Below are 16,479 nucleotides of genomic sequence, written 5' to 3'. Positions count from 1 at the left end.
AAGGTCTGTTCGCGCAAATGGGTGACAAGCTTCGTGTGTGCATGTTTAATAGTGGTGCAGGTCACATCTTAGTAACAACTCGAACTTTTCATTCACGTCTTACACAGCAAAGGAGGTGACCTATGCTCGCCAGCTCACCCAGTGCAGAGGTGTCCATCAATACGGACCAGAATCGATTCGAATTGAGGCTGAATGGCGACTTGGTGGGGATTATCGGCTACTACGAAGTCGAGGGTTCGTTCAAACGTGGTTCTCGCACTCGCGTCGTATCGTTCATGCACACCGTGGTCACTGAAGACTTCGGACATCAAGGCCTCGCAGCGGTTCTCGTTCGCAGGGCACTCGACAGCGCTCGGTCGTACGGCTGGAAGGTCAAGCCGGTCTGTACTTATGTACAAAGATTCGTCACCGCCAACCCCGACTACTCCGACGTCGTCGTTCCGCTGTAGCGGTAACGGTTTCACCTTGCCTGAGTCGAATTGCTCTGTTCCGTCCCCAATCGGCACGACTACTGTTCTCATGGTGATATGAATCACAGTCGCATCGACCTGACTTCTGCGGCCGCCGTCACCGCGGCGGTGCGCATCGAAGACAACACAGCGCACAATCGGTTCGACCTGTTCGTCGGCGAAGAACTCGTCGGAATCCTCGGGTATCGAGACGCGGACGAAGGCGCCGTCGCCTTCATGCACACCGTGGTCAAAGAAGACTTCAGTGACCGAGGGTGGGCAGCTGTGCTTGTCCGTGGGGCTCTCAACACCGCACGCGACCGCCAATGGCGGATAGTCCCGATCTGCACGTACGTGAGGCGATACCTCGCGCGAAATCCCGAGTTTCTCGACCTGGTCGCCTAGCTCTGGATCAGGTTGGTCGACTAGCCCTGGGTCAGGAGATGTCGAGGATGACGGGCGCGTGATCGCTGGCGCCCTTGCCCTTGCGCTCTTCGCGATCGATGGATGCGCCGGAGACGCGAGATGCGAGCGCGGGGGAGGTCAGCGCCATGTCGATTCGCAGTCCCTGCTTTTTCGGGAACCTCAGCTGCGTGTAATCCCAGTAGGTGAAGGTTCGTGGCTCGGATGTGAATTGCCGTGTGACCTCGGCGAATCCGGCTTGGATGAACGCCTCGAATGCATCGCGCTCGGGCTGCGACGTGTGAGTCTTGCCCTCGAACAATTCCGGATCCCACACGTCTGCGTCGGTGGGGGCGATGTTCCAGTCTCCGACCAACGCGATCTGAGCCTTCGGATCCGCGGACAACCATGCCTGCGCATCGGCCTGTAGTTTGGCCAGCCACTCCAGCTTGTACGTGTAATGCGGATCGGCAAGATCCCGGCCATTGGGAACGTAGAGGCTCCACACCCGGACGCCGTCGCACGTTGCCCCGATTGCGCGAGCTTCTCGCACCGCTTCGATCTCTGGATCCTTGCTGAAACCGGGCTGATCCTCGAAACCGATCTGCACATCTTCCAAGCCGACGCGGGAGAGCAACGCGACGCCGTTCCACTGGCTCAGGCCGTCGTGAGCGACCTCGTACCCGATTTCACGGAACCGCTCGTACGGAAACTGCTCGTCCTTGCATTTGGTTTCCTGCATAGCCAGGACATCGATATCGGATCGTTGGAGCCAATCGACGATTCGGTCCTGCCGAGAGCGGACAGAGTTCACATTCCAAGTAGCCAGTCGCACGGCACACACCCTAACCGAGCGCCGATCCTCGGCCCAGCGGTGTGCCAGGGGTCATCGAGGTGGCTCGGCGTATCGATATCGGTGATGTTCGACGAATCCGAGCTCCCGGTACATCGCGAGGGCGCCGAGGTTGTCGGTCGACACCTGCAGGTAGGCGTGAGTTGCTCGCTGACGCACTCCCCATGCGAGGAGTTCACCGCAGATGCGCGTCCCGACCCCGCGTCGTCGATGAGCCTCGGAGACCTCGATCGCCGTCAATCCGACCCAGCGTCGCTGGTCGGGGGCCGTGGTGACGGCTGCACGTCCGATGGCCAGCATCTCCGTCGCGGAACCGCCGATCCGCGCAAAACCGACAACCCCGTCGCGGACGGCCGACACGACGTCCATTGCATCCTCGGGTACGGGCCGTCCGCGGTAGTGATAAAACTTCCGCCAGTCCTCGTCGGGAGCGGCGGTGATGACTGATAACGAGTCGGACGGCACCACGAGGGTGGTGATGTCCGCGGCCATCACCATGACCTCGTAGCCCGTTGTCCAACCTGCGGGAACTGCGCCGAGACGATCGGGCAACAACAACTTCGGCAACTGTCCGCGGTAGCGGAACCATGCGGCGATCTCACCGAGTGAGGACTCGTCGGCGTGCGGTTCGAGCGGAACTGCAGAGTTTGCTCGGCCGGTGAACCCGCGGCCGTACCGCAGCAGCCATCCACCGATCCATGCCTGCTCCAGGCCCGGCCACCCATCGGAAGCAGCACGTTCGAGTGCTCTGATCTCCGAGGTTCTGATCGGTCGCGGACCGAGGGCCTTTATCGCCACGACGCGATCACGGGCCACTCGTATGACGCGACCGTCCCCGGCCCGAACGGCTACGACGGTGTCGTCTGCCTCGACCAGTTCACCGATGACGTCGGTCATCGGATGGCTGTAACCCGGGGGGAGCCGATACCGCAGCATGATGCGGGTGCCGGGCGTGACGGCCACGAGCTCAGTCGTCCTCGTGGCCGAACGGATCTTCGACTGTTCCCGGTATCCAACTCAGGCCCGGCTTGCCCCAGCCTGCGCGCTTGATGGCCTTCTTGGCTGCGCGAGCGTTGCGGCCCACCAGCACGTCGACGTAGAGAAACCCATCCAGATGACCGACCTCGTGCTGAAGCATGCGCGCGAAGAAACCGGTTCCTTCGATGTCGACTGGTTCGCCGTTCGCGTCGGTGCCGGTGACCCGAGCCCAGTCGGCACGCCCGGTGGGGTACTGCTCGCCGGGTACCGACAGGCAGCCTTCGTCGTCGTCCTCGGGATCGGGCATGGTCTCGGGGATGGCCGAAGTCTCGAGCACGGGGTTGATCACCTCGCCCTTTCGGCGGACGAGCTTGCCGTCGGCCCCCTCGTCAGGGCAGTCGTACACGAATAGGCGTAGCGGGATGCCGACCTGATTGGCAGCTAGGCCGACACCGTTTGCGATGTCGAGCGTTTCGTACATATCCGCGATAAGGTCTGCGAGCTCGGCAGGTGTCTGCGTGACAGCGTCCGTCGGGTTGTGTAGAACCGGATCTCCGACGATCCGGATGGGAAGAATTGCCATGGTCGAGAAGAATAGTGTCCCCGTGCAGAGTCGCCGACACAAGGTGAGCCGGAACGGCCACCCACGCGACTCGCCGCAGACACCGTACACGGCGTGTGGCACGCCTACCATGGTTGAATCAGTACCGAACTACACGTGTGTAATTCGCTGGGCCTCCGTCTGTCAGGCCAGATGGGTGACGCTAAGTCGGGCGAGCCCGTTGAGTCTTGGCAGGCAATGCGGCACCGAACGTGGATCCGCAGCCGATGCGGGTAAAAGATGAAGTCGAGGAGTGAGATGGACGGCGCAGCAGCGCGTGACTCGGACCAGGCTCCGCAATCCGAAAGCTCCGAAGATCTGAACGAGGTCGGAGCAGACGGACTGACTCGTCGCGAGCACGACATATTGTCCTTCGAACGCCAGTGGTGGAAGTACGCCGGCGCCAAAGAAGAGGCGATCAAGGAACTCTTCTCCATGTCCGCCACCCGGTACTACCAAGTCCTCAACGCACTTGTAGACCGTCCTGAATCCCTCGCAGCCGACCCCATGCTGGTCAAGAGGCTGCGGCGTCTGCGCGCGAGCAGGCAGAAGGCTCGCGCGGCACGCAGACTGGGCTTCGAAGTCTAGAGGCCGAGCCGCGATCAACTAGTGTCTTCGAGTGTGAGCAGTCCCAATCCGGAATCGTCCGGCCCTCCGCTCCGCGCTCTGGCAATGGTGTTGATTTCGCTGGCGATTCTCTTCGCAGCAATCGGGGCACTGTCGTTGACCGGTTCGGACGAGACCGAGGAACCAGCGGCACAGGCGACGACCAGCGCCGCGCAGCAGGCTCCGGCCAGCTCCGCCGCAGCGCAGCCTCCCGCCGCAGCGCAGGCCCCAGCTTCGGCCACGCGCACCTCCGCGCCGACTCCCACCGGCGAACCGACCGACGTCGAAGTTCGCGTTCTCAACAACAGCAACGTATCCGGTCTCGCCGCCGGAACAGCTGCCACACTCACCGCTGAAGGCTGGAATATCGCGGAGACCGGCAATTTCTCCGAGGCGCAGATTGCACAAACCACGGTCTACTACGACAAATCGCCGGGTGCGCAGGCCGCTGCCCAACAGATATCGACTGAACTCGGCGTCGCTGCATTCCCCCGACCGACGACATTGTCGAGTTTCGGTGAAGGTGTCATCGTCGTCGTGACCGAGTAAGTGTCAACCCTTGGGCCGGTAGTACTACCGGCCATAGTTATGATCGACACAACCGCCCAGCCTGCCCTTCGAAGGAGCAATTTCATGGCACCGATTCGTATCGCTCGGCCAGTGAGCCGAACCTGGCGCCTCGCGACCCCAGTTGTAGCCCTCGCGGCCTTCGGCTTGGTTGCATGCGGTGCTCCCGAGACTGCCTCCGACGTCCCCGGCACGACGCCCGCCGTGTGGACCGGCAAAGAGGATCCGAACGCCAAGGCCGTCCCAGCAGATGCGCCCGTCGGGTCGGGGGATATCGAGGCATCGCTGAAGGACGCGTCCGGCGCAGATGTCGGCACCGTCTCGATCGTCGAAGAGGGAAGCCACCTCCGCATCACCGTCGACGCAGAAGGCCTGACACCAGGATTTCACGGTCTGCACATTCACACCGTCGGCAAATGCGAGGCGAACTCCGTGGCGCCGACCGGCGGCGAACCCGGTAACTTCCTCTCCGCAGGTGGACACCTCCAGGTCGACGGCCGCACCGAGCACCCTTCCAGCGGTGACTTGACCTCACTGCAGGTCCGCGAAGACGGCACCGCCGAATTGGTCACCACCACCGACGCCGTCACACTCGAAGATCTGCAGGCAGACGGCGGCCGCGCAGTCGTCATCCACGCCGGGGCAGACAACTTCGCCAACATTCCATCGCGATACACCCTGCCCGACGGCGCTGCGGTGCCCGATACCAGCACACTGATGACCGGTGACGCCGGCGGTCGTGTGGCCTGCGCGGTCATCGACTAGGTGACTTCTCCGAAGACACCCAACCTCTCCGGTCGCTCCGCAGGCTCCGCTCCTGCAGTCTCCGGTCGCTCCGCAGGCTCCGCTCCTGCAGTCTCCGGTCGCTCCGCAGGCTCCGCTCCTGCAGTCTCCGGTCGCTCCGCAGGCTCCGCTCCTGCCATCCACTTCGAGAGTTCCCCACGACCCACGCTCGGCGTCGAATGGGAAATCGCGCTCGTGGACAAGGAGTCTCTCGACCTGGTCAACTCGGCCGAGGAGGTTATGGACGGTGTCACGGAGCTGTCGGGTGATCGGACGCCACGCGTCACCAAGGAGTTGCTGCGCAATACCGTCGAGCTCGTCACCGGAGTGTGCGAGAACGTCGGTGAGGCCATGGACGATCTCGGTGAATCCCTCGATCTCGTTCGCCGGGCGGCGGACCCACTCGGCATAGATCTGTTCTCCGCAGGCACGCACCCGTTCGCAGAGTGGTCGACACAGGTGCTCACTCGCTCACCCAGCTACGACGAACTGATCGCCCGGACCCAGTGGTGGGGCCGTCAGATGTTGATCTGGGGAGTGCACGTTCACGTCGGAGTGTCCTCGCCCGACAAAGTGTTTCCGATCCTGAACTCGCTGCTCCTGCAATATCCACATTTGTTGGCACTATCGGCGTCGTCACCGATCTGGGCCGGTTCGGACACCGGCTATGCAAGCAACAGGGCACTGATGTTCCAACAGCTTCCGACGGCAGGACTGCCATTCCAGTTCGAGGACTGGGGGCAATTCGAGGGCTTCGTCCGTGATCAGATGAAAACCGGCGTCATCGAGCAGCTCGGTGGAATGCACTGGGACATCCGACCGGCCCCCAAGTGGGGAACCATCGAGGTACGGGTGTGCGACGGGACGGCCACCAAACGTGAACTCGCGGCACTGGTAGCGCTGACGCACTGTCTGATCGTGAACCTCGACGAACGTCTCGAAGCCGGCGAGACGCTCCCGACGATGCCGCCGTGGCACGTACAGGAGAACAAGTGGCGGGCAGCGAGGTACGGCCTCGACGCCGAAATCATTCTCGATGCGGACAGCAACGAGCGACTGGTCACCGACGATCTGTACGATTTGCTCGAGAAGTTGACCCCGACCGCGGTGCGTCTCGGATGCGCCGACGAATTGGCCGCTGTCGCCGACATTCCACGTCTGGGAGCGTCATATCAACGGCAACGCCGGATCGCCGCAGAATCCGGTGGAGATCTCAGAGCCGTCGTGGCGTCGTTGGTCGCCGATCTTCGAGCGTGACAGCTCACTGTAAATAGTTGTTCATTCACCGTTTACTATTAGCGGCGTGCGTGCGGGTGAAGAGGGGGACGGCTCCACCCACGGGGCGGTACCGAATTCCTTACGGTTCTATGGTGTCGGTGCGGCGGCGGTAGCTGCGTTCCTCGGATTTCTGCAGCTCGCTGCAACCCACAACGGATTCCCCGGCCCGTTCGCGAGTATCTGGAACGATGTCGCCGGTACGCCCAAGTCGATGTCACTACCGTGGGCCGGTCTGATCCTCGGACTCGTCGGTGTGAACAATCGGGTCCGATTATGGTCGTTGGCGCTCGCGGTCGCTATCGACATCGTCTTCGCTGTCGGCAGGGCCGAATCCGGGCTTCCACTCTCCGTCGGCAACGGCGCGGTGATAATCCTGGTCGGCCTCGCGGTCTACACGGTGTGGACCCGGGACAGTCACGGAATCAAATCCGTGTGCCTCGGCGGCTTGCTGATCCTCGCCTCGAAGGCCGGAGACGCTTGGCTACAGATCACCACTCTCGTCCGGCCGAACGTACTCGACGAGTACGCCCAGCTGGCAGATCACGCGCTCGGAAACCCGTCGTGGGTCGTCGGTACTGCCCTCACAGCACTCGGCCCACCCGCGTATGCGGTCCTCCATTGGATCTATATCCAACTCCCGGTCGCCGCGATCGCCATCGCGATCTATCAACTACGTGGTGTTGCGACGGGACGCCCATGGCCGAGGCACAATCTGGTTCGCACGTTTCTGCTGATCGGCCTTGTCGGGCCGATCATCTACATCGTGTTCCCTGTGGTGGGACCGATGTTCGCTTACGGTTCGGCCGGGCAGGGCTTCGAGATCGGGGACTTCTGGCCCACGATAGTTCCGATGGACACCTCGCCGTCCGAGATCCCGTTCGACTCCTCGACACCGCGCAACTGCATGCCGAGCCTCCACACTGCCTGGGCATTGAGCTTGTTCATTCATTCACGCAGAGGCCCGTGGTGGCTTCGACTCGGCGGCACGACGTGGTTGGTGGGCACCCTGGCCGCGACGCTCGGATTCGGCTACCACTACGGAGTCGACCTCGTCGCAGGTGTCGTTCTGTGTCTGACTCTCGAAACGATCCTGCGTGACCCCGAACGAGGCTGGGACGGGGGCCGTATCCGGCTGGTCTCGTACGGGACGGTGACCTTGCTGGTGCTCTTGTCGAGCTACCGCTACCTGGCCGTCCCGTTCGCGACGTATCCCGAGGTGTTCGGTCCCCTGGTCCTGCTGCTGATGGGCTCGGTCGTCGTGATGTTCTACGCGACGTTCTTCGCAGCGCCCGGTACTGCGATGGCCAACTGGGGTGGACGCAGCACTAGCGAGGATCCGATTCGTCGGGCTCCATCTCGTTGACGACCAGCAGACCGTCGCGGCCTCGCTGCTCGCGATAGGCAACACGACCGACGATGTGTGCAATGACCGGAGCGGTCGCCAAGGTGAACACGCCGACCAGAACGAGCATCCAGATGTCGACATTGCCGCGCAGTTGGATGACAGCGCCGGTCAGTACGAGAATCAGTCCGACGACTTGCGGCTTGGTCGCAGCATGCATGCGCGAGAGAGTATCCGGAAACCGAACGATCCCAATCGCTGCGGTGAACGCCAGCGTGGATCCGATCAAGATCAGAACAGCCGAAATTACTTCGAAGAATGCGTTCATTCGTCCCTCACTCGGAATCGCGCGACGCTGACCGACCCGATGAAACTCACCAGAGACAGCGCGACGATGGCCGGCACGATCGTGGTGTCGAGGCTGTGGACCGACCACAGGGCCAGCCCACACATCGACACCGCAAGAATCGAGTCCATCGCTACGAGGCGATCAAGAGTGCCGGGGCCGTCGAGAAGTCGATAGGTGGTGATGACGGCTGCAGAGATCAGCAGCACGCCCGCGATCACGAGAACCACGTTCATGACCAGTCGCCCTTTCTCTCGTCATCGATCCGCTTGTCGTCCCGAACTTCCACCGGCGTAGCGACGTCATCGCCGAGAACACCGTGATACCGCTGGTACTCCTGAAAATGCAAGGGGCTCGGCTTCCAATCGGAATCGCGCTCGAATGCAGCGATAAACAACTTTTCGAGTAGTCGAACGGACCGGTAGAAGGCGTCGATTGCCTTTTGGCTACCCATGTCGAGGACGTGGACGTAGACGAGCCTGCGCGTCTGGTCGATCTCGAGAACCATCGTTCCGGGAATGAGATTGAGTGCGTCCACACACAGTGTCAGCACCAGATCCGACTTGATTGCGATGCGGACCCGTAGGACGCCGGTGATGGGCGGGGCCTGCGGTCGAATTGCCAGCCACGCGACACTGAAGCTCGATGCGATTGCGTAATAGAAGAATACGCAAATGAGCTTGAACACCGACAGGACGTGAACGCGGCCCTCGACGGGAACCTTGGGGAGCGGCAAGAGCAGCATGATGCCGAGTCCGACGACGATTCCGCCGAGCACATTTGCTGGAGAGAGGCTGCCCCACAGCAGGACCCACACCGAGGTCAGCCAGGCGAGTGTCCAGAGTCGCAGGAGCAGAAAGCGATTCATGTACTTCATTTGCCCTCCGCTGCTTCGGCAGCGCGATCGCCCACGAATTCTGCTCCGAGTACCGCGTCGATGTACACCGACCTGTCTCGTAGATCCGCTGCCGCACGATCGCTGATGTCGATGATCCGACCCGCGAACACTGTCAGTGCCAAACCGACGATGACCAAACCGATCGTCGGGATGAGCATGAACGCCGGCATGCGGCCGACATCCTCGCGGTCACCGAAAGCGATATCCGTCGAGTCGTCCAGTAGCGCCGAAGGGCTGTGATCGGCCAGGTCACCTTCGGGTGCGTCGGCCCGCGCTCGCCAGAATGCTTTCGTCCAGACACGAGCGATGACGTAAAGCGTCAGCAAACTGGTGACCGTGCCACCCGCGACAAGTATCCAGGCGAGAACACTGCCGTCTGCGCTACCTGCCTGCAGCAATGCGACCTTGCCGATGAAGCCCGAGAACGGTGGAATGCCACCAAGATTCAATGCCGGGACCAAGAAGACGATGGCCAGCACGGGGCTCGCCGCAGCCAGTCCGCCGAGCCGTCGTAGCGACGAGGATCCGGCCTGACGCTCGATGAGCCCGACTACGAGGAACAGCGTCGTCTGCACGATAATGTGGTGCGCTACATAGTAGATCGAGCCGGACAGGCCTGACTGAGTCGACAGTGCGACACCGAAGATCATGTATCCGATGTGGCTGACGAGCGTGAACGAGAGCAGACGTTTGATGTCGCTTTGGGCAATCGAGCCCAAAATGCCGACCAGCATCGTGAGCAGACCACACACCATGAGCACATTGTCGAGACTGCCGTCGGGAAACAGCAGAGTATGCGCGCGGATGATCGCGTACACACCGACTTTGGTAAGCAATCCGGCGAAGACCGCGGTGACCGGGGCCGGAGCGGTCGGGTACGAATCGGGAAGCCATGTCGAGAGTGGGAATACCGCGGCCTTGATCCCGAAGGCAACGAGGAGGACGGCGAAGATCGCAGTTCTGGTTCCGGTGGGGATGTCTTCGAGACGAGTCGCCATGTGAGCAAGATTGAGCGTGCCGGTGGCGGCGTAGACGAGCCCGATTCCGACCAGGAAGATCAACGAAGACACCATCGAGACCATGACGTACGAGACGCCGGCGCGGACGCGGTCCGCGCTGGCACCGAGGGTCAACAGCACGAACGAGGCGGCGAGCAGAACCTCGAATCCGACATACAGATTGAACAGGTCGCCCGCGAGGAAAGCGTTGCAGATCCCTGCTGTCAACGCCAGGTAGGTGGGCAGAAAGATCGACACCGGCTGGTTGTCGCTGCCGTCACGAATACCCTGACCGATCGAGTACACCATCACGGCGAGCAACACGATCGAGCTGACCACCAGCATCATCGCGGCCAATCGATCGACCACCAGCGATATTCCGATGGGCGAATCCCAGCCACCGACCTGCAGCGCGGTGGCTCCGTCTCGATCGGCTAGATAGAGAAGTGCACCGGAAACCAGGACGACCGCGGTCAATGCGACGACGGTAATGAAACGCTGGGCCCGTGGACGACGGCCGAGCACGAGCGTCAAGGCCGCAGCAATCATCGGGATGAGGACGGGGAGAGGGGTGAGAACATCGGTTGTGCCCGCGGGAAGGGTCATGTTGCATTCCCCTTCTTCTTCGTCCTTTTCTCTACTGGGGTCGTATCTTTGACGGCACTGTCGATCCCGTCCAGACCTTGCACCTCGGGTTCGTCGTCATCATCGTCGAAATCGCCTTCGTGCAGGTCCTCGTAACATTCCAGATCTTCGATATTCTTCAATTCGTCGATGGGTATCGGGTTTCCCTGTGAGTCGAAGGCGTCGCCGCCGAAACTCGGCTCGCCGGTGACGGGGTCGTCGGAGCGGTCGCGGTCCGGTGCGTCGGCGACCGATCGACGCTTGGAGACCTTGGTGTCCTCTGGGTCGTTCTCGACGTCGTCCTTGGTATTGAGCGTGAACGAGCGGTACGCCAACGCCAACACGAACGCGGCAATGCCCATCGTGATGACGATCGCCGTCAGAATCATCGCCTGTGCCAACGGATCTGCCATCTGCTCGTGAATGGCCGTGCCGCGCCCCACGATCGGTGGATTGTCTGGGGGGCCGCCGACGGTGAGGATCAGGATGTTGACTCCGTTGCCGAACAGAAGCAGCCCGAGCAGCATCTTGGTGATCGAACGCTCGAGGAGTAGATACACCCCGCACGAGACGAGTACTCCGACGATGATCAGCATTCCGAGATTTGCGGTCATCGCGCGTTCACCTGCTTCTTGGTTTCCACCTGAGCGTCGAGACGAGCGCCGAGACTACGCAGTATGTCCAGTACGAGACCGACGACGATGAGGTAGACACCGAGATCGAAGAACAAGGCAGTGACAATTTTGATGTCACCGAGGATCGGCAGGGTCAATTCCAAGGTGGCGGAGGACAATGCGGGGGCACCGAGGAACAACGAAGTCAAGGCAGTGCCCGCGGCGAAGATGAGGCCGAGACCGAGGATCTTGCCTGCGTCGATCGGCACCGCTTCACCCAGTTCGTATCGCCCACCGGCAAGGTATCTGAGTACGAGCGCCAGACCGGCCGTCAGACCGCCCGCGAAACCTCCACCCGGCGCGTTGTGGCCGGCGAAGAAGAAGTACACCGACATCACCATGATCGTCGGGAAGACCAGGCGAGTGGTGACTTCGAGAATCAGTGAACGATGCCGCGGGTCGATCAGATCGCCCCCGAGCAACCAGGTCGTATCCGAGCCGACTCCGCTTTCGGAACTGCTGGCAGGGGCGTCGGACACGCGTGGAGCGGTGCCGAACCGCCGGTTTCGGAACACCAGACTCGCGACGCCGGTGGCTGCGACCAGCAATACCGAAATCTCGCCGAGGGTGTCCCAGGCGCGAATATCGACCAGGAGAACATTGACGATGTTCTTACCGTCGCCGAGTAGGTAGGCGGCGTCGGGGAGTTGCAGGTACAGCGGCTCGGTGCTGCGGGCGTTCATCGCGAACGCGCCCAGGATCGTCACCGTGGCGCCGACGGCAATTGCCAGCAGCGCACGTGGGATGCGCCAACCGGCAGATCCGCGGTCGTCGACCTCGGCAGGCAGTTTGCGTAGTACCAGAACGAAGACGACGAGGGTCAGTGTCTCGACGAGGAACTGTGTCAGGGCTAGATCGGGAGCGCCGTGGATGGCGAAGATGATGCCGCACCCGTATCCGGTGACTCCGACGAGGAGCACGCTGGCGAGACGGTTACGCATGACCGTCGCGCCGAGTGCCCCGGCGATCATGATCAGTGCCACCACCATCTGCAGCGGGGTGTCGAAAAGCTTGAAGTTCAGGCCCGGCACGTCGCCGACGGCCAGCACGATCATCGGCAGCAGAACGAGGGTGAGAAGGATGGTTGCCTGTGTGACCGGCAGGGACCCGCGCTGGGTGGAACCGGTCAATCGGATAGACAGCGTGTCCATCCCCTTGAGTACGGCGTCGTAGACGCGGTCGGCGTTGCCGAGCGGTGGATGCTCGAACTTGAGCCGGTTCAGAACTCGATGGGCGATGAACAGGGCCACGCCTCCGCTCACGACGATCACCGTCAGTCCGAGCGGCAGATTGAATCCGTGCCACAGAGAAAGGTGGTACGACGCCTGCCCGTAGGACGGCGTCGTACGAGCGTAGGGGCTCACGATGGCGTCGACGACCGGGGAGAAGATGCCTGCGAGGAGTCCGAGGACCGCTAGGAATGCGGGAGCGGCCAGGAAGAGAGCGGCTGGTTGATGCATCTTCTTCACCGCCGGGCTCGGGCGCTTGAGCTGCTTGCGGCCGAATGCGCCCCACACGAAGCGGATGCTGTACGTCACCGTCAGCATCGACCCGATCACCATTGCGGTGACGACGAGAATGCTGACGGTCGGATCGAGAACAGGGGTGCCGATCACTGCCGACAGGGCCGCTTCTTTGCCGACGAAGCCCAGGAACGGCGGCAGTCCGGCCATGCTGGCTGCGGCGAGTGCGGCGATGCCTGCCAGTATCGGCACCTTCTTACCGAGGTGCGCGAGCTTGCGGATATCGCGTGTTCCGGTGGTGTGGTCGATGGCGCCGACGACCATGAAGAGCGTCGCTTTGAACATGGCGTGAGCCAGGACCATGGCCAGGCCTGCGAGCATCGCCTGTTCGGTGCCGATCCCGACGAGGACCATCAGGAATCCGAGTTGGCTGACCGTACCGAATGCGAGGATGAGCTTGAGGTCGAAGGCACGTAGCGCACGCCAGCCCGCCAGGATCATCGACACCAGACCGAGTGAGATGACCGTCGCCCGCCAGGGCCCTGAGTCTGCGAAACCCGGTGCCATGCGAGCTACGAGATAGATACCGGCCTTCACCATGGCCGCGGCGTGCAAATAGCCACTGACCGGAGTCGGTGCTGCCATTGCCCCTGGCAGCCAGAAGTGCATCGGAACGATGGCCGATTTGCTGAGCGCGCCAATGAGAATCAGTACGACGGCCACACCCGCAAGCCACCCGCCGGGCGCGTCGGCGATGATGGTGGAGAGGCTGTAGCTTCCGGCGACCTGACCCAGGATGATGATGCCGACGAGCATCGCAAGGCCGCCTGCGGTGGTGACGAGCAAAGCCTGAGTCGCCGCACGTCGAGACGAGGCCCGCTCGGCATAGTGGCCGACGAGCAAGAACGACAGAACTGTCGTGATTTCCCAAAAGACGTACAGCACCAACATGTTGTCGCTTGTGATGAGTCCGAACATCGCGCCGGAGAAGGCGACCATCTCCGCAGCGAAGATGCCGAGGCGAGGTTCGTCGTCCTCGAAGTAGCGCGCACAGTAGAGCAGAATCAGCGCCCCGATGCCGAGGACCAGTAGCGACATGATCGCGGCAAGCGAGTCGAACCGCATGTCGAAGTTCATCGACAGTCCGGGAACCCATTGGATGCTCAGCGTCTGCTCGGTATTCCAATTCGCGAAGACCCAGATGAGGCTCGCCAATGGAACCAGTGCGAGCGGGAAGAAAGCGTTGCGGCCCCAATACCGGACCGCAAGCGGCGCAAACACGGCAGCGACCGTGTGCGCCAACAAGATAGCGAGCAAAAAATTACTCCGTCGTCTCGGGTCGTGTCGCCTGAGAGGGAGACACGGTGGTCGTGGGGCGGCGTCGAGTAGTCGAGCAATTATCGAGAACACTCGTGAGCCGTGTTCGCGGCCGACGAGATGGATTGGTTCGATCTTACTTTGCACGGGCGCAACGCCGTTACCCGGTGCGGAAGGGGTCTTGACGGTTCGAACAATCCGGGTACTGTAATCAACAGATTCATTGATAAAGGAGATGGTTGATTATTAAGGACGGTGACGACGATCGGTTGGACAAAGCTTTCATGGCCCTTGCCGATCCAGTTCGGCGCGCAATCGTCGCTCGGCTCAGTGGCGGCCCGCGGACCGTCAACGATCTTGCCGAGCCGTTCGACATCAGCAAGCAGGCCGTCTCGAAGCACATCGCGGTACTGGAGTCAGCAGGGTTGGTCACTCGTTCCCGAGATGCTCAGCGCAGGCCGGTCCATCTCGATGCTGCGCACCTGGAGGAAATGACCGCGTGGATCGACAGGTACCGAACCATTCATGAACAACAATTCCGGCGGCTCGATTCGCTGCTGGCAAACATGAAGGAGGAACCCGATGAGTAATCCCGTCACCATCTCCGTCCGCGAGGGCGTCCCGTTCATCGACATCACCCGCGAGTTCGACGCGCCCGTCGCATCGGTCTTTCGTGCCCACAAGGAACCGGAGCTGATCAGGCAGTGGCTCGGACCGCACGGCTACGACATGCAGATAGAGAAGTACGAATTCGAGTCCGGCGGCCGCTACCGATATACACACACCGACCCGCAAGGTGAGAAGTACACCTTCAACGGTGTCTTTCATGTGGTGCGGGAGAACGAGTTCGCCATCCAGACCTTCGAATTCGAGGGCTACCCCGACATCGTGAGCATCGAATCGATCACCTTCGTCGACCTCGGAAACGGTCGAACGCGCATCGAAGTGCACAGTGTGCACCCATCGCAGGAAGGGCGCGACGGAATGGTCGAAAGTGGGATGGCACAAGGCGTCGAAGAGGGTTACGAACGTCTCGACGAGATCCTGGCTGGTCTGTGAAGCGTGAGTGAAGGTGTGATCAGGACTGCTGCGCTGGCGTTCGTGCGGGATCGTCGGATGATTCAGGCCAGGTCGGCAGGGAAGTCGGTGTTCTACATGGCCGGTGGAAAGATCGATCCGGGTGAGAGTGCCGAGGACGCACTGCATCGGGAGGTTCGTGAGGAACTCGATGCAGCCGTCCTCGACGGTTCGCTGGAGTTGCTCGGAGTCTTCGAGTGTGCCGCCTGGGGGCACCCACAGGGCACCGGCTTGCGGATGAATTGCTTTCTGGCCGAGTTGGCATCGGAACCGGTCGCGACCAGTGAGATTGCGGAGATCCGGTACTTCACCCGCGACGAGTATGCGGCGATGCCCGATGTCGCACCCGGGTCGATGCTGGTCTTCGACCGAATGCGTGAACTCGATCTGATCGACTGAGGGGAGTGCACCCTTCGGGTACGTTGGGGTGAGAACGTACGTTCTCCCGATCGGTATAGGAGCCACACCCATGACGAACCTGTCTCAGAAGGCCACCACACTCCTCGAGCTCCACAAGCCAGGCAATCCCGTCGTACTCCCGACCGTGTGGGATGCGTGGTCTGCGAACCTTGCCGTCTCGGCCGGGTTCACCGCGCTCACCGTCGGTAGTCATCCCGTGTCCGACTCGCTCGGCAAGCCGGACAACGAAGGAATAACCTTCGAAGAACTACTCACCCGTGTTTCGCAGATCACTTCTGCAGTGGACGCGCCGCTGTCCGTCGACATCGAAGCGGGCTACGGGCAGGAGCCCAAGCGGCTCATCGACGGTCTCATCTCGGCAGGCGCCGTCGGCCTCAACGTCGAAGACACCGTCCACAGTGAAGGTGGGCGACTCCGTGAAGCACAGGAGCATGCCGATTTCGTCGGCGCGCTACGAGCGGCATCGGACGCAACCGAAGTGCACGTGGTGATCAATGCCCGCACCGACCTGTTCGTCAAGCAGGTCGGTGACGAAAATGACCGCGTCGACCGGGCCATCGCACGCCTGAAGCTCGCTGCAGCCGCAGGGGCCGACTCGCTCTACCCCGTCGGATTCCACAACGACGCCGATTACAAGCGTCTCGCATCCGAACTGCCGCTCCCGATCAATGCGATCGCACACCCGGTGGACGGCGACCTGGCGCACTTCGCCGAACTAGGTGTCGGCCGCATCAGCTTCGGGCCACTGTTCCAAGCCTCGCTCGGCAAGCATGCAGAAGGCATCCTCGCGCGCTGGAGGTAAG

20 protein-coding genes are annotated in these 16,479 nt (G+C 61.8%); 11 read left to right on the top strand and 9 right to left on the bottom strand.

Translation table 11 applies throughout. The features are described 5' to 3' along the window. The first annotated feature begins 122 nt into the window (after positions 1-122). Positions 123-449, top strand: a complete 327-nt coding sequence (locus QMK32_RS02250) for a GNAT family N-acetyltransferase (RefSeq protein ID WP_269304617.1) — start codon at positions 123-125, stop codon at positions 447-449. A 78-nt stretch (positions 450-527) separates the two neighbouring features. Beyond that, complete coding sequence (locus tag QMK32_RS02245; protein WP_283472717.1) at positions 528-854, top strand: GNAT family N-acetyltransferase; 327 nt, start codon at positions 528-530, stop codon at positions 852-854. Between the two features lie 31 nt (positions 855-885). On the opposite strand, the gene QMK32_RS02240 is transcribed toward QMK32_RS02245, so the two are convergent. The 3 genes from QMK32_RS02240 to QMK32_RS02230 are packed head-to-tail and all read right to left on the bottom strand — an operon-like array spanning position 886 to position 3,265. Then, positions 886-1,686, bottom strand: a complete 801-nt coding sequence (locus QMK32_RS02240) for an exodeoxyribonuclease III (RefSeq protein ID WP_283472715.1) — start codon at positions 1,684-1,686, stop codon at positions 886-888. Positions 1,687-1,737: 51 nt separating this feature from the next. Continuing rightward, positions 1,738-2,667 (bottom strand): N-acetylglutamate synthase, CG3035 family, encoded by a 930-nt coding sequence (locus QMK32_RS02235; protein ID WP_502943505.1) that lies wholly within the window; start codon positions 2,665-2,667, stop codon positions 1,738-1,740. Between the two features lie 4 nt (positions 2,668-2,671). Further along, positions 2,672-3,265 carry a peptide deformylase gene (locus QMK32_RS02230; protein ID WP_283472713.1) on the bottom strand — a complete coding sequence of 198 codons (594 nt, stop codon included), beginning with the start codon at positions 3,263-3,265 and terminating at the stop codon, positions 2,672-2,674. Between the two features lie 276 nt (positions 3,266-3,541). On the opposite strand from QMK32_RS02230, the gene napA reads away from it, so the two are divergent. The 5 genes from napA to QMK32_RS02205 all read left to right on the top strand — a co-directional run bounded on the left by napA (position 3,542) and on the right by QMK32_RS02205 (position 7,880). After that, entirely contained in the window at positions 3,542-3,871 is a 330-nt protein-coding gene (gene napA, locus QMK32_RS02225; protein WP_269305347.1) for a nucleoid-associated protein NapA, read from the top strand. Between the two features lie 33 nt (positions 3,872-3,904). Then, complete coding sequence (locus QMK32_RS02220; RefSeq protein ID WP_283472712.1) at positions 3,905-4,438, top strand: LytR C-terminal domain-containing protein; 534 nt, start codon at positions 3,905-3,907, stop codon at positions 4,436-4,438. Between the two features lie 84 nt (positions 4,439-4,522). Further along, on the top strand, positions 4,523-5,221 hold the full coding sequence (gene sodC / locus QMK32_RS02215) for a superoxide dismutase[Cu-Zn] (RefSeq protein ID WP_283472710.1): 699 nt from the start codon (positions 4,523-4,525) through the stop codon (positions 5,219-5,221). 156 nt (positions 5,222-5,377) lie between these two features. Next, positions 5,378-6,496, top strand: coding sequence for a glutamate--cysteine ligase (locus tag QMK32_RS02210; RefSeq protein ID WP_283473151.1), 1,119 nt, complete (start codon positions 5,378-5,380; stop codon positions 6,494-6,496). Between the two features lie 46 nt (positions 6,497-6,542). Beyond that, on the top strand, positions 6,543-7,880 hold the full coding sequence (locus tag QMK32_RS02205; RefSeq protein ID WP_283472707.1) for a phosphatase PAP2 family protein: 1,338 nt from the start codon (positions 6,543-6,545) through the stop codon (positions 7,878-7,880). On the opposite strand, the gene mnhG is transcribed toward QMK32_RS02205, so the two are convergent. Genes mnhG through QMK32_RS02175 form a run of 6 tightly spaced genes read right to left on the bottom strand, consistent with a single transcriptional unit; the run spans position 7,843 to position 14,179 of the window. Continuing rightward, positions 7,843-8,187, bottom strand: coding sequence for a monovalent cation/H(+) antiporter subunit G (gene mnhG, locus QMK32_RS02200; protein ID WP_186627709.1), 345 nt, complete (start codon positions 8,185-8,187; stop codon positions 7,843-7,845). The two genes, QMK32_RS02205 and mnhG, sit on opposite strands and share 38 nt — an antisense overlap. Further along, on the bottom strand, positions 8,184-8,441 hold the full coding sequence (locus QMK32_RS02195) for a monovalent cation/H+ antiporter complex subunit F (protein ID WP_269304631.1): 258 nt from the start codon (positions 8,439-8,441) through the stop codon (positions 8,184-8,186). The genes mnhG and QMK32_RS02195 overlap by 4 nt, the downstream gene beginning before the upstream one ends. After that, positions 8,438-9,073: a Na+/H+ antiporter subunit E gene (locus QMK32_RS02190; protein WP_283473150.1), complete on the bottom strand. Its 636-nt coding sequence runs from the start codon at positions 9,071-9,073 to the stop codon at positions 8,438-8,440. Before QMK32_RS02190 ends, QMK32_RS02195 begins: the two co-directional genes overlap by 4 nt. Positions 9,074-9,078: 5 nt before the next feature. Next, the gene (locus tag QMK32_RS02185; RefSeq protein WP_283472706.1) at positions 9,079-10,707 is read right to left on the bottom strand and encodes a Na+/H+ antiporter subunit D; all 1,629 of its coding nucleotides are present in this window, start codon (positions 10,705-10,707) and stop codon (positions 9,079-9,081) included. Beyond that, positions 10,704-11,339, bottom strand: coding sequence for a Na(+)/H(+) antiporter subunit C (locus tag QMK32_RS02180; RefSeq protein ID WP_283472705.1), 636 nt, complete (start codon positions 11,337-11,339; stop codon positions 10,704-10,706). Before QMK32_RS02180 ends, QMK32_RS02185 begins: the two co-directional genes overlap by 4 nt. Further along, on the bottom strand, positions 11,336-14,179 hold the full coding sequence (locus QMK32_RS02175) for a Na+/H+ antiporter subunit A (RefSeq protein ID WP_283472704.1): 2,844 nt from the start codon (positions 14,177-14,179) through the stop codon (positions 11,336-11,338). Before QMK32_RS02175 ends, QMK32_RS02180 begins: the two co-directional genes overlap by 4 nt. A gap of 284 nt (positions 14,180-14,463) precedes the next feature. On the opposite strand from QMK32_RS02175, the gene QMK32_RS02170 reads away from it, so the two are divergent. From QMK32_RS02170 to QMK32_RS02155, 4 genes are all read left to right on the top strand, one after another. Then, positions 14,464-14,769, top strand: coding sequence for an ArsR/SmtB family transcription factor (locus tag QMK32_RS02170; protein WP_084346409.1), 306 nt, complete (start codon positions 14,464-14,466; stop codon positions 14,767-14,769). Then, on the top strand, positions 14,762-15,238 hold the full coding sequence (locus QMK32_RS02165; protein ID WP_283472700.1) for an SRPBCC family protein: 477 nt from the start codon (positions 14,762-14,764) through the stop codon (positions 15,236-15,238). The genes QMK32_RS02170 and QMK32_RS02165 overlap by 8 nt, the downstream gene beginning before the upstream one ends. A gap of 3 nt (positions 15,239-15,241) precedes the next feature. Then, on the top strand, positions 15,242-15,655 hold the full coding sequence (locus QMK32_RS02160; RefSeq protein WP_283472699.1) for an NUDIX hydrolase: 414 nt from the start codon (positions 15,242-15,244) through the stop codon (positions 15,653-15,655). 70 nt (positions 15,656-15,725) lie between these two features. Further along, positions 15,726-16,478: an isocitrate lyase/PEP mutase family protein gene (locus QMK32_RS02155; RefSeq protein ID WP_283472698.1), complete on the top strand. Its 753-nt coding sequence runs from the start codon at positions 15,726-15,728 to the stop codon at positions 16,476-16,478. The last annotated feature ends 1 nt before the right edge of the window (position 16,479 follow it).

It is taken from the genome of Rhodococcus sp. H29-C3 (assembly GCF_030063405.1).
Lineage (GTDB): Bacteria > Actinomycetota > Actinomycetes > Mycobacteriales > Mycobacteriaceae > Rhodococcoides.
Note: the sequence above shows the minus strand (reverse complement) of the source record. Positions and strands in the feature narration are given on the sequence as shown.